Genomic DNA, 21485 nt, shown 5'->3' on the forward strand with positions numbered 1-21485 from the left:
CATGTCCACCGCCTCGGCGCTGCCGACGGCGGACTTCAGCCACGACACCTGGTGGATCTCCCTCATCAAGGCCGTCGTCATCGTCGTCCTCCTGCTCACCGGCGTCCTCATGGCGCTGTGGGTCGAGCGGCGCGGGCTCGGCAAGATGCAGACCCGCGAGGGACCCAACGTGCTCGGCCCGTGGGGCCTGTTCCAGGCGGTCGCCGACGCCCTCAAGCTCGTCCTCAAGGAGGACATCCAGCTCAAGGGCGCGGACCGGGTCCTCTACATGCTCGCGCCCGGCATCGCCGCGTTCTGCGCGTTCATGGTGCTCGCCGTCATCCCGATGGGTCCGGACATCACCAACGGCGCCGACCCGACGTGGTGGACGCCGATGCAGCTGACCGACGTCCCGGTCTCCGTGCTCTACATCCTCGCGATCACCGCGCTCGGCGTGTACGGCATCGTGCTGGGCGGCTGGTCGTCGAACTCGACCTACCCGCTGCTCGGCGCCGTGCGCTCCTCCGCGCAGGTCATCTCCTACGAGCTGTCGATGGGCCTCGCGCTCGTCTCGGTCTTCCTCGTGTCCGGCTCGATGGCGACGTCCCAGATCGTCGACGCGCAGACCAACGTGTGGTGGGCGATCTCGCTGCTGCCGGCGTTCGTCATCTACGTGGTCTCGATGGTCGCCGAGGTCAACCGGCTGCCCTTCGACCTGCCCGAGGCCGAGGGCGAGCTCGTGGCGGGGCACTCCATCGAGTTCTCCTCGATGAAGTTCGCGTGGTTCTACCTCGCCGAGTACGTCAACATGTTCAACGTCTCGGCCGTCGCGACCACGCTGTTCCTCGGCGGCTGGCGGATCCCGTTCCTCTCGGACCACATCGTGTGGTGGGCCGCGCCGATCGTCGGGTTCCTCGTCTTCTGGCTCAAGGTCTGGGCCTGCATGTTCGTCATGATCTGGATGCGCGGCACCCTCCTGCGCGTACGCTACGACCAGCTGATGAACCTCGGCTGGAAGATCCTCATCCCGGCCGCGCTCGTCTGGCTGGTCGCGGTCGCGATCATCCAGGGGGTGCGCCAGTTCAGCGACTTCGAGCTGTGGCAGCTGCTCGCGGTCATCGCCGGGCTGCTCGTCGTCGTCATGATCGTCACCTTCCTCCTCCCGGAGAAGAAGGAGCCCGACGACGAGGAGCGCGATCCCGAACCGTTCGACGCCTTCGCCGGCGGCTTCCCCGTCCCGCCGCTGCCCGGCCAGACCCTGCCCCCGTCGCCCCGCGCGGGCCGACGCCGGGCCGACGCCGCCGAGCCGGTCGTCGCCAGCAGCGCCCGGGCGAGCGCCGCCGAGCGGGGCACCGCCACCGACGCCACCACCGAGGAGGCCTGACATGGCTGACGAGAAGGGCTCCGAGCTGAGCCGCCGCATCACCGCGGACGACGTGGTCGTGCGCAACGGTGACGAGGAGATCCGCCTCGCTCCGGACGTCCCCGGGCCCGTGGGGTCGCTCCTCGCGCCCGTCGCCGGGTTCGGCGTGACGATCACGTCGATGTTCCGGCCCTCCCGCACGGTCCAGTACCCGTTCGAGAAGCCCCCGACGCAGCCGCGCTACCACGGCCGTCACCTGCTCAACCGGTACGCCGACGGGCTCGAGAAGTGCATCGGCTGCGAGCTGTGCGCGTGGGCGTGCCCCGCGGACGCCATCTACGTCGAGGCGGGCCCGAACGGCCCCGACGGTCAGTACTCGCCCGGCGAGCGCTACGGCCGCGTCTACCAGATCAACTACCTGCGCTGCATCTTCTGCGGGTACTGCATCGAGGCCTGCCCGACCCGCGCCCTGACGATGTCCAACGACTTCGAGCTGGCCGGACCCACCCGCGAGGGCCTCATCTACGAGAAGGGCGACCTGCTCGCGCCGATGGCCGACGGCATGCTCGCCGCCCCCCACCCGATGGTGGCCGGAGCGACCGACGCCGACTACTACCGCGGCGAGGTCACCGGCCCCACCGCCGAGCAGGTCGAGTGGGTCGAGACCCACCGGCCCGACGACGAGACGCTCGCCTCCGCCCGCGAGGCCGTGGCCGCAGGTGCGAAGGGGACCGCGCGATGACCCCCACCCCCGTCATGACGGTGCCCGGCGAGATCGGCGGCGGCGAGACCGCGCTGTTCTGGGTCCTCGCGGCCGTCATGGTCATCGCCTCGAGCGGGCTGCTGTTCGCCCGCCGCGCGGTCTACGCCGCCGTGTCGCTCATCCTCGTCATGCTCTGCCTCGCCGTGATGTACGTGGCCCAGGGCGCCCCCTTCCTCGGGGTCGTCCAGGTGGTCGTCTACACCGGCGCGATCATGATGCTCTTCCTCTTCGTCCTCATGCTCGTCGGCGTCGACGCCGCCGACTCGCTGCACGAGACGATCCGCAACCAGCGCTGGGTCGCGGTCGTCGGGGGAGTCGGCCTGCTCGCCGTGCTCGTCGGCGTCGGGGCCCAGGCCGTCGGTCTGCCCGACTCGGCGGGTCTCGCGGCCGCGAACGCCGACTCGAACCCGGTCGGGGTGGCGCTCGTCCTGTTCGGCGACTTCGTCCTCACGATGGAGCTCACGGGCGCCCTGCTCATCACCGCCGCCCTCGGCGCGGTCGTCCTCACCCACCGCGAGCGGCTCACGCCGAGGACCACGCAGGTCGAGGTCGAGGCCGCCAAGATGCGGGCGTTCAAGGAGGACGGCGCCCGGATCGGCCAGCTGCCGACGCCCGGCGTCTACGCCCGGTCCAACGCCGCCGACCTGCCGGCCCTGTCCGCCGCGGGCGAGCCGATCGTCGAGTCCGTGCCCCGGGTGCTGCGCATCCGCGGGCAGGAGCGCACGATCGGCGAGGTCAGCCCCGAGACCGTGGCCGCCGTCGCCCGGTCGCGCACCGAGCCGGCCCGCGGCCTGCACGGCCGCGACGCGACGCGCAGCGTGGGTCGCGCCGGCTTGCCCGCCATGCCCGGCGAGCCCGCCCCGATACCGCTCGTGCCCGGCTCGCCCGGTCGCGAGGTCGTCGCCCGGCGCCGCGCCGCGCGCGCCGAGGCCGCCCGCACCGCGGCCGAGCAGAGCTCCGAGACCACCGCAGGGGACGACCGATGAACCCGATGAACTACGTGGTGCTCGCCGGCATCCTCTTCGCCGTCGGCGCCACGGCGGTGCTCGTGCGCCGCAACGCGATCGTCCAGCTCATGGGCGTCGAGCTCATGCTCAACTCGGCCAACCTCGTGCTCGTGACGTTCTCGCGCGTGCACGGCGACCTCACCGGGCAGGTGGCCGCGTTCTTCGTCATGGTCGTCGCCGCGGCCGAGGTCGTGGTCGGCCTGGCGATCATCGTGTCCGTGTTCCGCACCCGTCGGTCCGCCTCGGTCGACGACGTCAACCTCATGAAGAGCTGAAGGGAGCACGATGACCACCGCCACCCTTCACGCCGTCACCGAGGTCGCCGCGCCCGTGGCCGCCGACGGCCCCGCGAGCCTGGCCTGGCTGCTCGTCGCCGTGCCGCTCGTCGGCGCAGCGGTCCTGCTGCTGTCCGGCCGCGCCGCGAACGCCTGGGGCCACTGGCTCGGCGTCCTCGCCTCCGCCGCGACCTTCGTCGTCGCCGCCTGGATCACGGTCGACATGCTCGGTCGCGACGCGGGGGACCGTGTCATGGACCTCCACCTGTACGACCTGCTGCCCGCCGGCACGCTCGACGTCTCCCTCGGGATGCGGATCGACCCGCTGTCGATGACGTTCGTCCTGCTCGTCACGCTCGTCGGCACGCTCATCCACATCTACGCCGTGGCGTACATGGAGCACGACCGCGACCGGCGCCGGTTCTTCGCCTACCTCAACCTCTTCGTCGCGGCGATGCTCCTGCTCGTCCTCGGCAACAGCTACCTCGTGCTGTTCGTCGGCTGGGAGGGCGTGGGCCTCGCCTCGTACCTGCTCATCGGGTTCTGGAACCACGTGCCCGAGTACGCGGTCGCGGCGAAGAAGGCGTTCGTCATGAACCGCGTCGGCGACATGGGCCTGCTCATGGCGATGGCCGCGATGTTCGCCGGCCTGGACACCGTCAGCTTCGCCGGCGTGGCCGAGACCGCGCCCGCCGCGTCGACCGGCCTGCTCACCGTCATCGGGCTGCTCCTCCTGCTCGCCGCGTGCGGCAAGTCGGCGCAGTTCCCGCTCCAGGCCTGGCTCGGCGACGCGATGGCCGGCCCCACCCCGGTCTCGGCGCTCATCCACGCGGCGACGATGGTCACCGCCGGCGTCTACCTCGTGGTGCGCTCCGGCCCGATCTTCGACCTCACGCCGGACGCGCGGATGGTCGTCGCGGTCGTCGGCGCGATCACGCTGCTGTTCGGCGCGATCGTCGGCTGCGCGAAGGACGACCTCAAGAAGGTCCTCGCCGCCTCGACGATGTCCCAGATCGGGTACATGATCCTCGCCGCGGGGCTCGGCCCGATCGGCTACGCGTTCGCGATCTTCCACCTCGTCACGCACGGCTTCTTCAAGGCCGGCATGTTCCTCGGGGCCGGCTCGGTCATGCACGGGATGAACGACCAGGTCGACATGCGCCGGTTCGGCGGCCTGTCGAAGGTCATGCCGATCACGTGGATCACGTTCGGCCTGGGTTGGCTCGCGATCCTCGGCATCCCGCCGTTCTCCGGCTTCTGGTCGAAGGACAAGATCATCGAGACCGCGTTCGTGCCCCAGGACGGCCACGCCGGCTGGGAGCCGTGGGTCTTCGGCATGGTCACGCTGATCGGTGCCGGCATCACGGCCTTCTACATGTCCCGGCTGTTCTTCATGACCTTCCACGGGAAGCGCCGCTGGACCACCGCTGAGGAGGGCTCCGAGGTCCACCCGCACGAGTCGCCGTGGCTGATGACCGTCCCGATGATCGTCCTCGCGATCGGCTCGGTGGGCCTGGGCTTCGCGCTCCAGCTCGGCGGCGGGTTCGTCACCTGGCTCGAGCCGGTGACCGGCCACCACGAGCACGCCGACCCGGTCCTCGCGGTCCCGGTCATCATGGGCGCCACGATCGCGATCGTCCTGCTCGGCGCCGTCATCGCCTGGGCGATGTACGCGCGCCGCGAGGTGCCCGCCGTGGCCCCCGCCGGCAACGTGCTCGTCACCGCCGCCCGCAACGACCTGTACCAGGACGCCGTCAACGAGGGCATCTTCATGCGCCCGGGCCAGCAGCTCACGCGCGGCCTCGTCGAGGCCGACCGGGGAGTCGTCGACGGCGCCGTCATGGGCACCGCCTCGGCCACCGCCGGTCTGGGCCGCCTCCTGGGCAGGCTCCAGAACGGATTCGTCCGCAGCTACGCCGCACTGATGACGGCCGGCACCGTGCTCGCCCTGCTCGCCGTCCTGGCCTGGCGTCTCTAGGCCGAGGGAAGAGGAACCGAACCTGTGAACACCGCTACCCTCCCGTGGCTCACGCTGCTGATCGCCGTCCCGGTGGTCGCCGGCGCGCTGCTCCTCGTCCCCGGGCTGCGCCGCGTCGCCCGGCCCGTCGGCCTCGGCGTGTCCCTGCTCGTCCTCGCGGGCACGATCGCCGCCGTGGCCACCGACTTCGACCTCGGCGCCGCCGGTGAGCATCAGCTGACCGAGCAGGTCGCCTGGATCCCGCAGCTGGGCGTGTCCTACGCGCTCGGCGTCGACGGCCTCGGTGTGGCGATGCTGCTGCTCACCGCGTTCCTCGTCGTCGTCGTCCTGATCTCGGGCGTCCCCGTGCGCGCCGGCGACGACGACGCGACGACCGAGCGGCGCACCGCCACCTACGTCGCGCTCGTCCTCATCCTCGAGGGCATCCTCGTCGCCGTCTTCGCGGCCCGGGACGTCTTCCTGTTCTACGTCCTCTTCGAGGCGATGCTGCTGCCGATCTTCCTGCTCGTCGGGATGTACGGCGGGGCCCGGCGCCGCGCGGCCGCGATCAAGTTCCTGCTCTACTCGCTCGCGGGCGGGCTCATCATGCTCGCCGGCGTCGTCGCCCTCTACCTCCAGGGCCCCGGCGGCCCCGAGGGCTTCCTCGTCGACAACCTCGCGGGCGCGATGGCCGGGACGTCCGACACGACGGCGCGCCTCATCTTCCTCGCGTTCCTCGTCGCGTTCGCCATCAAGGCGCCGATGGTGCCCGTCCACACGTGGCTGCCCGACACCGCCGAGCAGTCCCCGGGCGGCGTCTCCACGCTGCTCGTCGGCGTCATGGACAAGGTCGGCACCTTCGGCATGATCACGCTGCTGCTGACGATCTTCCCCGAGCAGGTCGCGTGGGCCGCGCCCGCGATGATCGTCCTCGCGGTCATCTCGATCCTCTACGGGGCGCTCCTCGCGCTCGGCCAGCAGGACGTCATGCGGCTCGTCGCCTTCACCTCGGTGTCCCACTTCGGGTTCATCGTGCTCGGCGTCTTCGTCGGCTCCGAGGTGGCCCTGACCGGCGCGATGTTCTACATGGTCGCCCACGGCCTGTCGACCGCCGGCATGTTCCTCGGCTCCGAGTACCTCGTGCGACGCGGCGGCACGCAGCGGATCGCCTCCTTCGGCGGCTACCAGCGCGTCGTCCCGGTGCTCGCCGGCACGTGGCTCGTCATGGGCCTGGCCTCGATCGCCCTGCCCGGCCTGTCCGGCTTCTGGGGCGAGTACATGGTCCTGCTCGGCACGTTCGAGGTCAGCTGGATCGCGGCGGCGTTCGCCGTCGTCGGCGTCGTCCTCGCCGCCCTCTACGTCCTCATGCCGTACCAGCAGATCTTCACCGGCCCGGCACCCGTGGGCGCGGGCGTCACGGACGGCGAGTCACGGCCCGACGGCGAACCCCGCCGGCGCGCCGACGCCCTGCGTGACCTGACCGGGACGGAGCGCACCGTCATGGGGCTGCTCGTCGCGGGCGTGCTCGCGCTCGGCCTCTTCCCGGCGCCGGTCGTCGAGCTGATCCAGCCCGTGGCCGAGCAGGTGGTCGTCCTCGCCGACGGCGCGGACGCCGCTGCCGCTGACGCCGCCCAGTCCAGCCCGATCTCGACCGTGGGGAGCGCCCTGTGACCGCCGCCCTGAGCGCGACCGCCTTCGTCGCACCGACCATCGCCTGGGCGCCGCTCGTCCCGGTGCTCATCGTCGGCGGGGCGGCCGTCGTCGGCGTCCTGCTCGAGGCGTTCCTCCCGCGTACCGCGCGCCGGGGCGTCCAGGTGCCCTTCGCCCTCCTCGCGATCGCCGCCGGCCTCGTCGCCGTCGTCTGGCGCCTGGCGACCGTCCACGGCGCCGAGGCGCCCACCGAGGTCGTCACCGGCGGCGCGTACGTCGAGGACCTGCCGTCCCTCGCGATCCAGGCGGTCCTGCTCGTCAGCGCCCTGCTCGCCGTGCTCGTCATGGCGGACCGCACGGAGACCCGCGAGGGGGCGTTCGCGCCCCAGGCCGCCGCCCGCCCGGGCTCGGCCGAGAGCGAGGCCGCCGCCCGCGCCGGCCTCACGCAGTCGGAGATCTTCCCGCTCACGCTCTTCTCGCTCACCGGCATGATGGTCTTCCCCGCGGCGGGCGACCTCATCACGCTCTTCGTCGCGCTCGAGGTCCTCTCGCTGCCGCTGTACGTGCTGGCCGCCACCGCGCGGCGCCGCCGCCTCCTCTCGCAGGAGGCCGCGATCAAGTACTTCATCCTCGGCGCGTTCGCCTCGGCGTTCTTCCTCATGGGCATCGCGCTGCTCTACGGGTTCGCCGGCTCGCTGCGGCTGACCGACATCGCGGCCGCCGTGCCCTCGACGCCGGGGCTGGACTCGCTGCTCCTGCCCGGGGTCGTGCTCGTCCTCGTCGGCCTGCTCTTCAAGGTCGGCGCCGTGCCGTTCCACGCGTGGACCCCGGACGTCTACACCGGCGCCCCGACCCCGGTCACCGGCTTCATGGCCGCCGCCACGAAGATCGCCGCCTTCGGCGCGATGCTGCGGTTCGTCTACGTCGTCGCGCCGGGCCTGGGCTGGGACCTCGAGCCGGTCGTGTGGACGATCGTCATCCTCACGATGCTCGTCGGCACCGTCATGGGCATCATCCAGACGGACATCAAGCGGATGCTCGCCTACAGCTCGATCGCCCACGCGGGCTTCGTGCTCATCGGCGTCTTCTCGCTGACCTCGGCGGGCATCGGGTCGGTCATCTTCTACCTGCTGGCCTACGGCGTGGCCACGGTCGGCGCGTTCGGCCTCGTCACCCTGGTGCGCGAGACGGACGCCGCGGGCTCGGTCACCGGCGAGGCCACGCGCATCGACCAGTGGGCCGGCATCGGTCGGCGCCGCCCGGCGATCGCGGTGTCGATGCTCGTCTTCCTGCTGTCCTTCGCGGGCATCCCGCTCACCGCCGGGTTCGTCGGCAAGTTCGCCGTGTTCAGCGCCGGCATCGCGGGGGGCGACGCGGTCCTCGTCGTGCTCGCCGTCCTCGCCTCCGCCGCGACCGCGTTCTTCTACTTCCGCCTCGTCGTGCTCATGTTCTTCGAGGAGCCGAAGGACGAGGGCGTGACCGTCGTGTCCTCCGAGGGCCTGACGATCGTCGCCGTCGTGGTCTGCGCCGTCGCGACCGTCGCCCTGGGCGTCTACCCTGGTCCCGTGCTCGAGCTCCTCACCGACGCCGCGGTCTTCGTCCTGTGAGCAGGCTCGAGCTCATCTCCGCCCGGCTGGAGCAGGTCGACCCCGCTCTCGCCGAGGTGGAGGAACGCCTGGCGGCGGCCGTGCGCGGCGCCGACCGGCTGACGGAGGAGCCCGCCGCGCACCTGTCGGACGCCGGCGGCAAGCGCCTGCGTCCCCTGCTCACCGTGGTGACGTCCCAGCTCGGGTCCGGGGCCGGCGACGAGGTCGTCCGCGCCGCCGTGGCCGTCGAGCTCACCCACCTGGCCACGCTGTACCACGACGACATCATGGACTCGGCCGAGGTGCGCCGCGGGGTGCCGGCCGCGCACGTCGTGTGGGGCAACAACGTCGCCATCCTCACCGGCGACCTCCTGTTCGCCCGGGCCTCCTCGCTCGTGGCGTCCCTCGGCGCCGAGGCCGTCCAGCTCCATGCGGCCACCTTCGAGCGCCTGTGCCTGGGCCAGCTCCACGAGACGGTGGGACCGGTCGAGGGCGACGACGCGATCGAGCACTACCTGCGGGTCCTCGCCGACAAGACGGGCTCGCTCATCTCCTCGGCCGCCTACTACGGCGCCCGGTTCTCCGGCGCGGACCAGGCCCAGGCCGACGCCGTCGCCGCCTTCGGGGAGAAGGTCGGGGTGGCGTTCCAGCTCGCCGACGACGTCATCGACGTCGCCTCCGACCCCGAGGAGTCCGGCAAGGTGCCCGGCACCGACCTGCGCGAGGGCGTGGCCACGATGCCCGTGCTCCTGCTGCGGGCCCGCCGCGCAGCCGGCACGCTCGACGAGGCGGGGGAGCGGGCGCTCACCCTCCTCGAGGGCGACCTGTCCGGGGACGCCGAGCTGGCCGCGGCCGTGTCGGCCCTGCGCGACCACGAGGTGCTCGAGGAGTCCCGGGAGGTCGCGCGGCGCTGGGCCGACGACGCGGTGGCCGAGCTCGCCGTGCTCCCCGCCGGCGAGGTGAAGGACGGCCTGTCCGAGCTCGCGACGATGCTCGTCGACCGCATCGGCTGACCGTCGGCGGACGGGCGGACCTCCGCCCGCCGTCCGCCACAATGGGTGGCCACCGGTCTGCACGCGTGAAGGGTCCCCATGCCGTTCGAGAAGAAGTACAGCGACGAGCTGCGTGACGCCGCCGTGCGGCGCGTCGTCGAGCGGCGTGAGGCCGAGCCCGGCAACCGCTCGATCTTCCGCGAGGTGGCGGAGGAGTTCGAGGTGGGGGAGCAGTCGCTGCGCCTGTGGGCGAAGCGGCTCGACGACGGCATGTTTGACGCCACGCCGGCCGCGAGCCTGCGCTCGGCCCCGAAGGAGCAGCTGCTCGCGCGCATCGCCGAGCTGGAGGACCAGCTCGCGCACGCCCGCGAGGAGGTCGAGGTCCTCAAGCGGGCGTCGGCGATCTTCGCCGCCGAGATCGCGAGGCGCTGACCCGCGACCCGCCCGCCATCCGGACCGACGGGGGTGGTGCGGGTCCGGTCGCCCGGCCGTCGGCGCACACTGCTCCCACGACCCGACGCGAACGTGAGGAGCACCGATGTCCGACACCGACTACTCCAGCTCCGTCGTCGCGTGTACGACCGACGTGCGCGGCCGCTTCACCGTCCGCGGCCCGGGCTTCGAGCTCCTGGCCGACGGCTCCGTCGCGACCGGCGGGCCCGGGCGTGCGCCCGGGCCGCTCGACCTCCTCGTCTCCGCGCTCACCGTCAACCTCATCAACACCCTGCGTGCCGGGGCTAGTCCCGGTACCGATCCCGACGACGACCTCGCGGTCCGGGTGCGGTCCCGCACGACGCGGTACGACCGCGGCCGGGTCAAGGCGGGGCGGCTCGTCGTCGAGGTCGTCGTCGACGGGTTCGACGAGATCGACACCGCGGCGCTGGTCGAGCGTTACCGCGCGGGGTGCCGCATCCTGCCCGCGGTGGAGTCCCTGCTCGACGTCGACATCCGCGCAGTTCCCGCCGCCACGATGGCGGCCTGACGCTACCGGTCGGCGGTGCGCCGCCGGTCGGCGGTGCGCCGCCGGTCGGCGGCGCGCTGCCGCCGCAGGTCGACCAGCGCGACCGCGAACGCGGCGAGGAGGAAGCAGACCGCGACGGCGGTGGCCCGGACGGTCGCCGTGCGGTGGTCGGCCGCCGGCGCGTCCGAGAGGCTCCAGCCCCTGCCGTAGATCACGGTGAAGTAGGCGACCGAGGCCGCGGCCACGCCGAGGCTGTTGGCGATCCGCTGGCCGAGCTGACCGACGGCGCCGGCCGCGCTGCCCTCCTCGGGCGGGACGTCGGCCAGCATCTGGGCGTGGTTCGGTGAGACGACCATGCCCGTGCCGAGCCCGGAGAGGGCCTGCAGGACCCCGACGGCGGCGAGGAGCGCGGTGGACGGGAGGGGCGCGTGCAGGAGGACGACGGTTGCGAGCATGGACACCAGGGCGAGCGACATGCCGAGCGCGGTCAGCCGGCGCCCCCACCGCAGGACGACCCGCCCGCCGATGGCGGCACCGACGGCCGAGAGCAGCGCCGCAGGCAGCATGACGAGCCCGGCGAGGAAGGGGCTGATCTCCTCGACCTGCTGGAGGTACACCGTCAGCGCGAGGGAGAAGCCCGGGACGGCGGCGAACCAGGTCGTCGAGATGAGCACGCCGTTGCGGAACGAGGGCAGGGCGAGCAGCGCCGGGTTGACGAGCGGCGCACGTCCGGCCGCCGCGCGGGCGTGGGAGCGCCGCACGAGAAGCGTCACGCCGGCGGCCGCGGGCAGCAGCAGGAGCCAACGAGCGGGCTCGTCTCCGGGGCGCCCGGTGGTGAGGACGACCGGCAGGAGGAGGCAGACGAGAGCCACCGAGAGGAGGGCGACGCCGCCGACGTCGAGCTCGGGCCGACCCCGCGCGGCGCGTCGCCGCCCGGGGGAGCGGAGCAGGAGGTGCGCCGCGACGACGAGAACCGCGCCCACCGGGAGGTTCATCGCGAAGACCCCGCGCCAGCCGAACAGGCCGGGGAGCAGGAACAGGCCGCCCACGCTCGGCCCGAGCGCGGTCGCGCAGGCGACACAGACCCCGTAGACGCCGAAGGCGCGGGCCCGCGCCGCCCCCGTGAACCGCTGCTGGACGATGCCCATGAGCTGCGGCATGAGCAGGCCGGCCGAGACGCCGAGCAGTGCGCGGCCGGCGATGACGACGTCGGCGTCCGGGGCGAGGGTGCACACGAGGCTCGCGACCAGGTAGCCGTGGAGGCCGACGAGGGCGAGCGTCCGGCAGTGGCCGTGGTCCCCGAGCCGGCCGGCCGGGACGAGCGTGACGGCGAAGCAGACGACGTAGGCGGCAGCGACGAGCTGGATCCGCACCGGACCCGGGTCGAGGGCGGCGTCGATGGACGGGACCGCGATCGAGACCTTGTGCAGGTCGAGCAGCAGCATGCCGGCCGCGAACCCGCAGAAGAGCGTGAGAGCGCGGTCCCGCCCGGTGGCGGGCGCGGTCGACGGCGCCGACGGGCGCGGCGCCGCCGACCGGACGCTCACCGGAAGTCGACGAACTTGGAGGTGTCGACGAGCGCCTCGTACTCGGCGTCCGCGTCGATGAGGCCCCAGCTCGCGATCCAGTCGAGGATCCGCTGGTACTCCGCCTGCGGGTACGGACCGGGGTGGATGTACCGGAGGCGGCCGAGCTGGAAGTCCTCCGGCACCAGCTCCTCCACCCCGGCGGCCTGCTCGACGAAGTAGTGCAGGTAGGGCCGCACGTCGGCCCGGATGTCGTCGACGGCCCGGCTCACCGCGCGGTTGATCCGGTCGAAGTCCTCGGGGCTGATGTCGTCGTCCGCGACCTCCGCACCGAAGTAGTGGGCCTCGGCGAGCACCTTGTAGCCGCGCTTCTCGGCGACCGTGATCCACGGCTCCATGAGGGCGACGGCCTCGAGGTCGCCGTCGGCGAGGGCGTCCAGCCGGCTCTTGCCCTTGACCCCGAGCAGCCTGATGTCGGCTCGGGGGAGGAAGCCCTCGAGGGTCTGCAGGACCAGGTAGTGCGACCCGTGGTGGAAGTTGACGCCGACGGGCACGCCCGCGAGGTCGCTCGGGACGTTGTGGGGCGAGTCGCCGCGGACGACGATCGCCTGGCTCGCGACCGCCGCGCGCCGGGCGACCACACGTCCGCCGCGCGCGCTGTCCTGCGACCGGCGCAGCTGCCCCCACTCGCACGCGTTGTAGAGCTGGGTCGTGCCCGCCTCGAAGAGCGTGAAGGTGTGGAAGGAGTCCTGGGCGCCGGGGTCCTCGATGAGCTCGAGACCGTCCTCGGGCGGGGCCGGCTTCGGCACCAGCTCGACGTCGAGGCCCTCGTCCGTGAAGTAGCCCTTGTCGCGGGCGACGAAGTACGGCAGGTAGAAGACGGCGGCGTGCGTCTCGATCTTGATCGTGCTCATCAGTGATCCCCAATGCTCGTCGGTGCGGCGCTCTATATGGACGCTCGCTGAGGACGTTAGGACAGCCGTCATCATCGCTATCCGCTACTTATTGAAATCTCAATATGTGAAAGACAGGCGAAGATTCATATAGAAGATCCATGCGCCTCTCTAACGTCTCCTCGCGTCACGTCAGCAGTCGGCCCGCACCTCGCTCCGGTGCCGGGCGCCCACCGAGAGGACCACTCCATGGCACGCAGCACCCGGCACAGGCGCACCGGCTACCCGCGGCGCACGCTCGCTGCCGTCGCCGCCACCCTCCTGCTCGCGGGCTGCGCCTCCGCGGCGGGCGGGTCGGGCGACGGCCCGGCCGACATCGACGGCGCACCCGTCGCCGGCGGCACGCTCCACTACCGGGCGGCCCCGGGCGCCGGCGGCACGAGCTCGATCGACCCCGCCGCCGCCACCGGCTACGGGCTGGCGGTGCCGCTGCGGCAGATCGTCGACTCGCTCGTGTTCCACGACGCCGAGGGCGAGTTCGAGCCCTGGTTGGCCACGGACTGGACCGTCAACGAGGACGCCACCGTCTACTCGTTCACGATCCGCGACGACGTCACCTTCAGCAACGGCGAGCCGCTGGACGCCGAGGCGGTGGCCGCCAGCTACCGGGCGATCGTCGACGGCGGCGCCGGCTACGCGGCAGCCGGCTCCTGGCTCGGCGACCTCGCGGAGATCAGCACCGAGGGTGATGACGAGGTGGAGTTCCGCTTCGAGACCCCGAACTCGTCCTTCCTCCAGGCGGCCTCGACGAGCGTGCTCGGCATCGTCGCCCCCGAGACCTCGGCGCTGACCTACGAGGAGCGCCAGGAGGGGCTGAGCATCGTGGGCTCCGGACCGTTCGTCCCCACGGACGTCACCCCGAACGAGGGGTACGTCCTCGAGCGCCGCGACGACTACGCCTGGTCCCCGGAGTCGTTCCCCAACCAGGGGGCCGCCCACCTCGACGCGATCGAGGTCCACCACATCACGGACAACGCCCTCGCCGCGTCCGAGCTGCGCAGCGGCGGCCTCACCCTGCTCCACAACACGGAGCCGGCCGACAAGACCGAGCTGTCCGCCAACCCGGACGTCACGATCCGCCGCGAGCCGCTGCCAGGTAGTGCCCTCGGGCTCATCGCCAATACCGACGTGCCTGGTCTCGACGACCCCGCCGTGCGCGAGGCGCTCGACCTGGCCACCGACCGCGAGGCGATCCTCGAGCGCGCCTCGGCCATCGACGTCGCGGCGACGAGCGTGCTCAGCGCGAGCAACCCGTACTGGGAGGACGCCTCCGACCTCATCGTCACGGACACCGCGCGGGCGGAGGCGCTGCTCGACGAGGCCGGGTGGGTGCCCGGCGAGGACGGTGTCCGGGAGCGGGACGGGGTGCGGCTCAGCTTCGACCTCGTCTACAGCGGGTCCACAGTCTCGCACGAACCCAACCTCGCCGTGCTCCAGTCGCAGTGGGCGGACATCGGGGTCGAGCTGACCTTCGGCAGCCTCACGGTCCCGGACCTCAACCAGCGCCTCGCCTCCAGCGACTACGCGTTCGTCTGGGCCTCGGGCACGCGCCCGGACCCCGAGGCGCTGCGCTCGAACTTCGCCGGCTACGACGACGAGCTCGACTCCCTGTTCGCACAGATCCGGGCCACCCCCGACGCCGACGAGCGCGCACCGCTCGTGACCGAGGCGGCGCGGCACGTGCTCGAGCAGGACTACTTCATCCCGCTCTACGACTTCGTCCAGCCGCTCGCGTACCGCAACGAGCTGGCGCTCCCGGTGTTCGAGGCGAGCCACCAGCCGCTCCTCGTCAACGCATGGATCGAGGAGTGATCCCGTGAGTGCCACCGAGGTGCTCCCGCAGGTCGAGGAGGAGACCACCGCGCGGGCCGTCCCCGCGGCGGCCCGTGTCGGGCGCACGCGCCGGGTGCGGGGCGTCGTGGCGACGGTGGCACGTTCCCTGGCGGTCGTCCTCCTGGCCTACACGCTGGCGTTCGTCCTACTCTTCGTCCTGCCGGGCGACGCCGTGCTCGCCCGGATCGGGGCCGCGGACGCCGTCGGCACGAGCGAGCTGTCGAGCGTCGACGTCGCCCCGCTGCGCGAGGAGCTCGGACTCGAGGCGTCCCTGCTCGAGCAGTACGCGAGCGGCCTCGCGGGCCTCGCGCGGGGGGACCTCGGCGACTCCCTCGTCACCGGTGAGCCGGTCACCCGCCTCATCGGGCAGGCCCTGCCGAGCACCGCGCTCCTCGCCGGCGCCTCCCTGGTCGTCTCGATCGTGCTGGGCGTCCTCCTCGCGGTCGCCGCGGTGGCGCCCCGCAGCCGGGTCGTGCGTGGCGTCGTCGGGCTCGTTCCTGCCGCCTGGGCGAGCCTGCCCGTGTTCTGGGTCGGCATCCTGCTCATCTACGTGTTCGCGATCCGGCTCGGCTGGTTCCCCTCGTCGGGGAGCGACGGGTTCGTCTCCCTCGTGCTGCCCGCCACCGTCATCGGCCTGCTCGGGGCGGCCCAGCTCGCGCAGGTCCTCATCAGCTCGCTGCGGACCGAGGTCGCCACCACCTACGCCGCCGTCACCGCACCCGCGAAGGGCGCCTCGCGCTGGTACACCGTGCTCCGGCACTGCCTGCGCAACGCCCTGCTGCCGTTCCTCACGGTCCTCGGCCTGCGGGTGGCGTCGCTGCTCGGCGGGACCGTCGTCGTCGAGCAGGTCTTCTCCCGCAACGGCCTGGGCCGGCTCGTCGTCGACTCGGTCAACTCGGTCGACCTCACGGTCGTGCTCGGGGTCGTCGTGCTGCTGGCGGTCGTCTACGTCGTCGTCAACGCTCTCGTCGACGCCGCCTTCCCGCTCGTCGACCCCCGGCTGCGCAGGCGCGACGGCGCCGCGGCCGGTCGAGGCGCACCTGCCACATCCGCCACCGAGGAGGAGCGATGACCGCGCAGACCACCCCCGACGCCGCGCCCGGCACGTCGTCGACGCGCCCGGGAGGCCGACGACGGCGCCCGCCGCGCCGCTCCCGCGAGCTCGTCGTCCTGCTCGCAGTGCTCGTGCTCCTCGTCGTCGTCGCCGTGTTCCCCGCGGCGTTCGCGCCCTACGACCCGCTCGAGCTGGCCGGACCGTCGCTCTCCCCGCCGGACGCGACCCACCTGCTCGGGACGGACGAGGTGGGCCGCGACCTGCTGTCGCGGATCATCCACGGCCTGCAGATCTCGCTGCTCGCCGGCGCGGTCGCCATCGGGGTCGCTCTGGGGGCCGGGCTCGTCGTCGGCGTGCTCTCGGGCCTGCGGCCCGGTGGGATCCTCGACCGCGTCCTCGGCGTCGTCAGCGAGTCCGTCCTCGCCGTCCCGGCCATCCTGCTCTCGCTCGCCGTCATCACCGCCTTCGGACGCGGCGCGCTCGTCGCCGGCGTCGCGGTCGGGATCGCGGAGGCGCCCGGCTTCGCCCGCCTGATCCGCGGCCTCGTCATCCAGGCGCGCACGCTCACGTACGTCGAGGCCGCCGTCGGGCTCGGTACCGGACCGCTGCGCGTGATCACCCGGCACATCGTCCCGCGGATCGCGCCGCCGCTCGCCGCCTACACCGCCCTCAACGTGGCGCTCGCGCTGCTCGCCATCGGCTCGCTCAGCTACCTCGGGTTCGGCGAGGCCCCGCCGTCGCCGGAGTGGGGCGTCCTCATCTCGGAGGGGCAGCGCCTGCTCGTGCACTCCTGGTGGGTGGCCCTCCTGCCCGGGCTGGCGCTCGCCGCCACCGCGGTCCTGCTCAGCCGGATCTCCCATCTCCTCCAGGAGGACGCATGACCGACGCCGTCCGCATCGAGAACCTCACCGTGCGCTACGGGAGGGGCCGGGACTCGACGCTCGCCCTCGACTCCGTCTCCCTGGACGTCCCGCGTGGCCGGGTCACGGCCGTCGTCGGCGAGTCCGGGTCCGGCAAGTCGACGCTCGCGCACGCGATCGTGCGCCTCCTCCCGCGCGGTGCCGACGTCACGGGCGGCGTCCTGCTGGGCGGCGAGGACGTCCGCCGGCGCAGCGAGCAGGAGTTCCGCCCGCTGCGCGGCCGGCGGATCGGGTTCGTCCCGCAGGACCCGATCGCCTCCCTCAACCCCACGAGGACCGTCGGCGCCCAGCTGCGCGAGACCTACGGCCTCGCCGGGCGCCGGGTCGACGACGCCGCGGAGGCGCTCATCCGCGAGGACCTGCGCGAGCTCGGGTTCGCGGTCCCCGAGGACGTCCTCGAGCGGTACCCGCACGAGCTGTCCGGAGGGATGCGGCAGAGGATCCTCGTCGCGATCGCGTTCTCGCAGCGGCCCGACCTCGTCATCGCCGACGAGCCCACCTCCGCCCTCGACGCGCTCGTCGGGCGGGCGGTCCTGCGCAGCACGGAGCGGATCCGCGAGCACCACGGCACCACGGTCCTGCTCATCACCCACGACCTCGCGGTCGCCCGCCGGTACGCCCAGCACGTCCACGTCCTCCACCGGGGGACGGTGGTGGAGAGCGGCCCCGTGGCGGAGGTGTTCGCCGCGCCGACGCAGGAGTACACCCGGACCCTCCTGGGCTCCTCGGTCCGCATCCGCGGCGGCGAGGTGGTGAGCATCGCCGACGCCTACGCTCAGCAGCCCCCGAGGGCCCGGCCGCCGGTCGTCCCGGGCGCCGAGCCCGCTGTGCGCCTCGACGGGGTGTCGAAGTGGTTCGGCGACAGCCTCGCCGTCGATGACGTCTCCCTCACCCTTCCCGTCGGGCAGACGCTCGCGGTGGTCGGCGAGTCCGGGTCGGGGAAGACGACGACGGGGCGGATCATCCTCGGCCTCGAGCAGCCGAGCGAGGGCGCCGTCCGGGTGTTCGGTCGCGACGTCCCGTCGTTGTCGCGGCGCGGCCGGCGCGAGCTGCGACGGCACATGCAGGTGGTCTACCAGAGCCCGTACGAGTCGCTGAACCCGAGGCTCACCCTCGCGCAGATCGTCGCGGAGCCGCTCGAGGCCCACCGCGTGGGAGACCGGTCGTCGCGTCGACGCCAGGTCGACGAGCTGCTCGAGCTCGTCGCGCTGCCCGCCGCGTACGCCGACCGTCGGCCCGCCGAGCTCTCCGGCGGTCAGCGTCAGCGGGTGGCGATCGCCCGCGCGCTCGCCCTGCGCCCCCGGCTCCTCGTCCTCGACGAACCGGTGTCCGCGCTCGACGCCACCGTGCAGTCCCAGGTGGTCACCCTGCTCGCCGACCTCCGCAGCGAGCTCGACCTCACGTACTTCCTCGTCACCCACGACCTCGGAGTCGTCACGGAGCTCGCCGACCAGGTGATGGTCCTGCGCCGGGGGCGCGTCGTCGAGGCCGGGCCCGTCGGCGAGGTCGTCACCGCCCCCGCCGACGCCTACACCCGCGACCTGCTCACCGTGTGACCGGGCGGTCGCCAGGCTGCGCCGTCGCCACGGGGACAGAGAGGATGGGGACATGAACAGGCTCGCCGACGCCGTGTCGCCCTACCTGCTCCAGCACGCCGACAACCCGGTCGACTGGTGGGAGTGGGGCGAGGAGGCGTTCGCCGAGGCGCGGCGCCGGGACGTACCCGTCCTGCTGTCGGTCGGCTACGCCGCCTGTCACTGGTGCCACGTCATGGCGCACGAGTCCTTCGAGGACGCCGGCGTCGCGGAGGTGGTCAACGCCGGGTTCGTGGCCGTCAAGGTCGACCGGGAGGAGCGGCCAGACGTCGACGCCGTCTACATGGCCGCCACTCTTGCCGTCAGCGGCCAGGGCGGCTGGCCGATGACCTGCCTGCTCACCCCGGACGGACAGCCGTTCCACTGCGGCACCTACTACCCGCGCGAGCAGCTGCTCCGGCTGCTCACGGCCGCCGGTGCCGCCTGGCGGGACCGACGGGACGAGGTGCTCACGGCGTCGGCCGGCCTGACCGAGGCCCTGCGTGCCGTGAGCGACGCGGGCCCGCCGAGCCCCCTCGACGCCGAGGTGCTGGACGGCGCCGTCGCGACCCTTGCCCGTGAGTTCGACGCCGCGCACGGCGGCTTCGGGGGAGCGCCGAAGTTCCCGCCGTCGATGGTCCTCGAGCTCCTCCTGCGCCACCACGCGCGCACGGGCTCCGAGGGGACGGACGCCCTCGCGATGGTCGAGGCCACGTGCGAGGCGATGGTGCGCGGGGGCATATACGACCAGATCGCCGGGGGATTCGCGCGGTACGCCGTCGACGCGGCCTGGGTGGTCCCGCACTTCGAGAAGATGCTGTACGACAACGCCCAGCTGCTCCGCGTCCTCGTCCACCTCGTGCGGGCGGTCCCGGACGGGCGGGTCGCCGGTCTCGCCGAGCGGGCGGCCCGGGAGACCGCCGACTTCCTCCTGCGCGACCTCGCCACGGACGAGGGCGGCTTCGCCTCCGCGCTCGACGCCGACACCGAGGGCGAGGAGGGCCTCACCTACGTGTGGACGCCCGGCGAGCTCACGGACGTCCTCGGGCCCGACGACGGCGCGCGGGCCGCCTCGCTGCTGGGCGTGACGGCGCAGGGCACGTTCGAGGGCGGCGCCTCCACGCTGCGGCTCCTCGCCGACCCCGAGGACCCGGTGTGGTGGGCGGGCGTACGAGAGCGCCTGCTCGCCGCTCGGGCCGAGCGCCCGCAGCCCGAGCGGGACGACAAGGTCGTCACGGCGTGGAACGGCCTGGCGATCGCCGCCCTCGCCGAGGCCGGGACCCTGCTGGGCGAGCCGGGGTACGTCGACGCGGCGCGGACGTGCGCCGAGCTCGTGCTCGACGTCCACGTGGTCGACGGCCGGTTGCGTCGCCTGTCCCGCGACGGCACGGTCGGCGCGGCCGCCGCCGTCTCGGCGGACCACGGCGACCTCGCCGAGGGCCTGCTCGCCCTCCACCAGGTCACCGGCGAGGCGCGCTGGCTCACAGCGGCCGACGACCTGCTCGACACCGCGCTCGAGCTGTTCGCCGCCCCGGGCGGCGGGTTCTTCGACGTCGCCGCCGACGCCGAGGCGCTCGTCACCCGGCCGCGCGAGACCACGGACAACGCCGAGCCGTCCGGGACGTCGGCGCTCGCCGGGGCGCTCGCCACGTACGCGGCGCTCACCGCCTCGACGCGGCACCGGACGGCGGCGGAGGCGGCCCTCGCCACGGCGGGGTCGGTCGTCCGCCAGGCGCCGCGGTTCGCCGGGTGGAGCCTGGCGACCGCCGTGGCCCTGCTCGCCGGTCCCCTCGAGGTGGCGATCGTCGGCCCGGACGCCGGGCCCGGGAGAGTGCGCCGCGACGAGCTCGGGGCCGTCGCGCGCGCCTCGGCCTCGCCCGGGCTCGTGCTCGCCGTGGGGGAGCCCGACGCCGAGGGGATCCCGCTGCTCGTGGACCGGGCGCTCGTGGGTGGTGAGCCGGCCGCCTACGTGTGCCGGCACTTCGTCTGCGACCGGCCGGTCACCACTCCGGGCGAGCTGGTGAGGTTGCTCGGGAGCTGACGCGAGGATGTCCGCGTCATGCGGAGCGGCCGGTCAGGAGCGGTATCTGTCCACCAGGTCATCCGCACGCCGGCGCAGGCTCTCGCGGACGGTCTCCGGCGAGACTGCCTCGGCGTCCGTCCCGAGCTGCCAGACGGCCCAGACCGCATGCCGGAGATCGTCGAACGTCACCTCGAGCCGGACCCGACCGTCCATCAGGGGCTCCTCGGCCCTGACGGCCCGCGCGGAGCCCAGGAGATCGTCCCGGCGGTCCGGGTGGACCTCGACGACCACGGAGACGTGGCTCTCGGCGAGGAACTGCGCGGCGCGCTCCGCCCAGATGCGTTCGAGGTCGACCCGCTCAGGGCGCTCGGCGGGTTCCGGGAGCGCCTCGGCGTCCGTCATCCGGGACAGCCGGTAGGTGCGGTCCTTCCCGTGCGTGGTGGCCAGCAGGTAGGTGCGGCCGCGCACGGTGACCAGCCCGATCGGGTCGACCGTCCGTGGGCTCGGAGGCGTCTCCGGTCTCGCGTAGTCGAAGCGGAGCCGTCGGCCCTCGAGAACCGCGGAACGGACCGCGTCCACCACGCCGTCGGCGAGGTCCTCGCCCGGTGCTCGTCTCGCCAGCAGGTCGTTCTGCGGCTCGATCAGCAGCCGTCCGGCGTCGTCGTCCAGGCGTGCGCGGTGACCGGCCGGCAGCGCGTCGACGACCTTGCGCATCGCTGCGGCCAGCGGCGCGCCGAGCCCGAGGACGGAGCTTCCACGACCGGATGCCGCGGTGAGCAGGGCCAAGGCCTCGTCATGGTTGAGCCCGGTCAGCTCCGTGCGGAAGCCGGGCAAGAGCGAGAAGCCGCCGTACCGGCCCCGGTCCGAGAAGACGGGGACGCCCGCGGTCGAGAGCGCGGAGATGTCGCGCAGCACCGTGCGCGTGGACACCTCGAGCTCCGTCGCGAGCTGGTCCGCCGTCATGCGGCCGCGCCGGCGCAGGAGCAGCACCAGCGAGACCAACCGATCCGCACGCACGGGGGTCACCCTCTCAGAAATCACGACAGGCGGTGTCGTGATTGATTGCCAG

General features: G+C 73.1%; 18 protein-coding genes. 15 read left to right on the forward strand and 3 right to left on the reverse strand.

The window, feature by feature from the left end; genetic code table 11:
• Position 1 precedes the first annotated feature (1 nt).
• From nuoH to AC24FB_RS10685, 10 genes are all read left to right on the forward strand, one after another.
• Positions 2-1363 carry an NADH-quinone oxidoreductase subunit NuoH gene (gene nuoH, locus AC24FB_RS10640; RefSeq protein WP_425713645.1) on the forward strand — a complete coding sequence of 454 codons (1362 nt, stop codon included), beginning with the start codon at positions 2-4 and terminating at the stop codon, positions 1361-1363.
• A gap of 1 nt (position 1364) precedes the next feature.
• Positions 1365-2084, forward strand: coding sequence for an NADH-quinone oxidoreductase subunit NuoI (gene nuoI / locus AC24FB_RS10645; RefSeq protein ID WP_425713644.1), 720 nt, complete (start codon positions 1365-1367; stop codon positions 2082-2084).
• Positions 2081-3091: an NADH-quinone oxidoreductase subunit J gene (locus AC24FB_RS10650; protein WP_425713643.1), complete on the forward strand. Its 1011-nt coding sequence runs from the start codon at positions 2081-2083 to the stop codon at positions 3089-3091. Before nuoI ends, AC24FB_RS10650 begins: the two co-directional genes overlap by 4 nt.
• The gene (gene nuoK, locus AC24FB_RS10655; RefSeq protein ID WP_425713642.1) at positions 3088-3387 is read left to right on the forward strand and encodes an NADH-quinone oxidoreductase subunit NuoK; all 300 of its coding nucleotides are present in this window, start codon (positions 3088-3090) and stop codon (positions 3385-3387) included. Before AC24FB_RS10650 ends, nuoK begins: the two co-directional genes overlap by 4 nt.
• Positions 3388-3397: 10 nt before the next feature.
• The gene (gene nuoL / locus AC24FB_RS10660) at positions 3398-5365 is read left to right on the forward strand and encodes an NADH-quinone oxidoreductase subunit L (protein ID WP_425713641.1); all 1968 of its coding nucleotides are present in this window, start codon (positions 3398-3400) and stop codon (positions 5363-5365) included.
• A 24-nt stretch (positions 5366-5389) separates the two neighbouring features.
• The gene (locus AC24FB_RS10665) at positions 5390-7015 is read left to right on the forward strand and encodes a complex I subunit 4 family protein (RefSeq protein WP_425713640.1); all 1626 of its coding nucleotides are present in this window, start codon (positions 5390-5392) and stop codon (positions 7013-7015) included.
• Complete coding sequence (nuoN, locus tag AC24FB_RS10670) at positions 7012-8601, forward strand: NADH-quinone oxidoreductase subunit NuoN (RefSeq protein WP_425713639.1); 1590 nt, start codon at positions 7012-7014, stop codon at positions 8599-8601. Before AC24FB_RS10665 ends, nuoN begins: the two co-directional genes overlap by 4 nt.
• Entirely contained in the window at positions 8598-9593 is a 996-nt protein-coding gene (locus AC24FB_RS10675) for a polyprenyl synthetase family protein (protein WP_425713638.1), read from the forward strand. Before nuoN ends, AC24FB_RS10675 begins: the two co-directional genes overlap by 4 nt.
• Before the next feature lie 78 nt (positions 9594-9671).
• Complete coding sequence (locus AC24FB_RS10680; RefSeq protein WP_425713637.1) at positions 9672-10004, forward strand: transposase; 333 nt, start codon at positions 9672-9674, stop codon at positions 10002-10004.
• A gap of 106 nt (positions 10005-10110) precedes the next feature.
• The gene (locus AC24FB_RS10685; protein WP_425713636.1) at positions 10111-10554 is read left to right on the forward strand and encodes an OsmC family protein; all 444 of its coding nucleotides are present in this window, start codon (positions 10111-10113) and stop codon (positions 10552-10554) included.
• A gap of 2 nt (positions 10555-10556) precedes the next feature.
• Here the strand turns inward: AC24FB_RS10685 and AC24FB_RS10690 are convergent, their stop codons facing one another.
• Both AC24FB_RS10690 and AC24FB_RS10695 read right to left on the reverse strand, forming a co-directional pair.
• Positions 10557-12080 (reverse strand): MFS transporter, encoded by a 1524-nt coding sequence (locus tag AC24FB_RS10690; protein WP_425713635.1) that lies wholly within the window; start codon positions 12078-12080, stop codon positions 10557-10559.
• A complete protein-coding gene (locus AC24FB_RS10695) occupies positions 12077-12973 on the reverse strand; it encodes an ABC transporter substrate-binding protein (protein WP_425713634.1) in 897 nt (298 codons plus the stop codon). The genes AC24FB_RS10690 and AC24FB_RS10695 overlap by 4 nt, the downstream gene beginning before the upstream one ends.
• Positions 12974-13201: 228 nt before the next feature.
• Between AC24FB_RS10695 and AC24FB_RS10700 the strand changes: the two genes are divergently transcribed.
• Genes AC24FB_RS10700 through AC24FB_RS10720 form a run of 5 tightly spaced genes read left to right on the forward strand, consistent with a single transcriptional unit; the run spans position 13202 to position 20434 of the window.
• Positions 13202-14824 carry an ABC transporter substrate-binding protein gene (locus AC24FB_RS10700; RefSeq protein WP_425713633.1) on the forward strand — a complete coding sequence of 541 codons (1623 nt, stop codon included), beginning with the start codon at positions 13202-13204 and terminating at the stop codon, positions 14822-14824.
• A gap of 4 nt (positions 14825-14828) precedes the next feature.
• Complete coding sequence (locus AC24FB_RS10705) at positions 14829-15917, forward strand: ABC transporter permease (RefSeq protein ID WP_425713632.1); 1089 nt, start codon at positions 14829-14831, stop codon at positions 15915-15917.
• Positions 15914-16780, forward strand: a complete 867-nt coding sequence (locus AC24FB_RS10710; protein WP_425713631.1) for an ABC transporter permease — start codon at positions 15914-15916, stop codon at positions 16778-16780. Before AC24FB_RS10705 ends, AC24FB_RS10710 begins: the two co-directional genes overlap by 4 nt.
• Positions 16777-18375 carry a dipeptide ABC transporter ATP-binding protein gene (locus AC24FB_RS10715; RefSeq protein ID WP_425713630.1) on the forward strand — a complete coding sequence of 533 codons (1599 nt, stop codon included), beginning with the start codon at positions 16777-16779 and terminating at the stop codon, positions 18373-18375. The genes AC24FB_RS10710 and AC24FB_RS10715 overlap by 4 nt, the downstream gene beginning before the upstream one ends.
• 52 nt (positions 18376-18427) lie before the next feature.
• A complete protein-coding gene (locus AC24FB_RS10720) occupies positions 18428-20434 on the forward strand; it encodes a thioredoxin domain-containing protein (protein WP_425713629.1) in 2007 nt (668 codons plus the stop codon).
• Positions 20435-20467: 33 nt separating this feature from the next.
• On the opposite strand, the gene AC24FB_RS10725 is transcribed toward AC24FB_RS10720, so the two are convergent.
• Positions 20468-21433, reverse strand: a complete 966-nt coding sequence (locus AC24FB_RS10725; RefSeq protein ID WP_425713628.1) for a helix-turn-helix transcriptional regulator — start codon at positions 21431-21433, stop codon at positions 20468-20470.
• Between the last annotated feature and the right edge of the window lie 52 nt (positions 21434-21485).

Source organism: Georgenia sp. Z1344 (assembly GCF_057652375.1).

Coding starts and splice junctions, on each gene's coding strand:
- nuoH (WP_425713645.1), top strand. CDS start 2: ATGTCCACCGCCTCGGCGCTGCCGACGGCGGACTTCAGCCACGACACC.
- nuoI (WP_425713644.1), top strand. CDS start 1,365: ATGGCTGACGAGAAGGGCTCCGAGCTGAGCCGCCGCATCACCGCGGAC.
- AC24FB_RS10650 (WP_425713643.1), top strand. CDS start 2,081: ATGACCCCCACCCCCGTCATGACGGTGCCCGGCGAGATCGGCGGCGGC.
- nuoK (WP_425713642.1), top strand. CDS start 3,088: ATGAACCCGATGAACTACGTGGTGCTCGCCGGCATCCTCTTCGCCGTC.
- nuoL (WP_425713641.1), top strand. CDS start 3,398: ATGACCACCGCCACCCTTCACGCCGTCACCGAGGTCGCCGCGCCCGTG.
- AC24FB_RS10680 (WP_425713637.1), top strand. CDS start 9,672: ATGCCGTTCGAGAAGAAGTACAGCGACGAGCTGCGTGACGCCGCCGTG.
- AC24FB_RS10685 (WP_425713636.1), top strand. CDS start 10,111: ATGTCCGACACCGACTACTCCAGCTCCGTCGTCGCGTGTACGACCGAC.
- AC24FB_RS10695 (WP_425713634.1), bottom strand. CDS start 12,973: ATGAGCACGATCAAGATCGAGACGCACGCCGCCGTCTTCTACCTGCCG.
- AC24FB_RS10700 (WP_425713633.1), top strand. CDS start 13,202: ATGGCACGCAGCACCCGGCACAGGCGCACCGGCTACCCGCGGCGCACG.
- AC24FB_RS10710 (WP_425713631.1), top strand. CDS start 15,914: ATGACCGCGCAGACCACCCCCGACGCCGCGCCCGGCACGTCGTCGACG.
- AC24FB_RS10715 (WP_425713630.1), top strand. CDS start 16,777: ATGACCGACGCCGTCCGCATCGAGAACCTCACCGTGCGCTACGGGAGG.
- AC24FB_RS10720 (WP_425713629.1), top strand. CDS start 18,428: ATGAACAGGCTCGCCGACGCCGTGTCGCCCTACCTGCTCCAGCACGCC.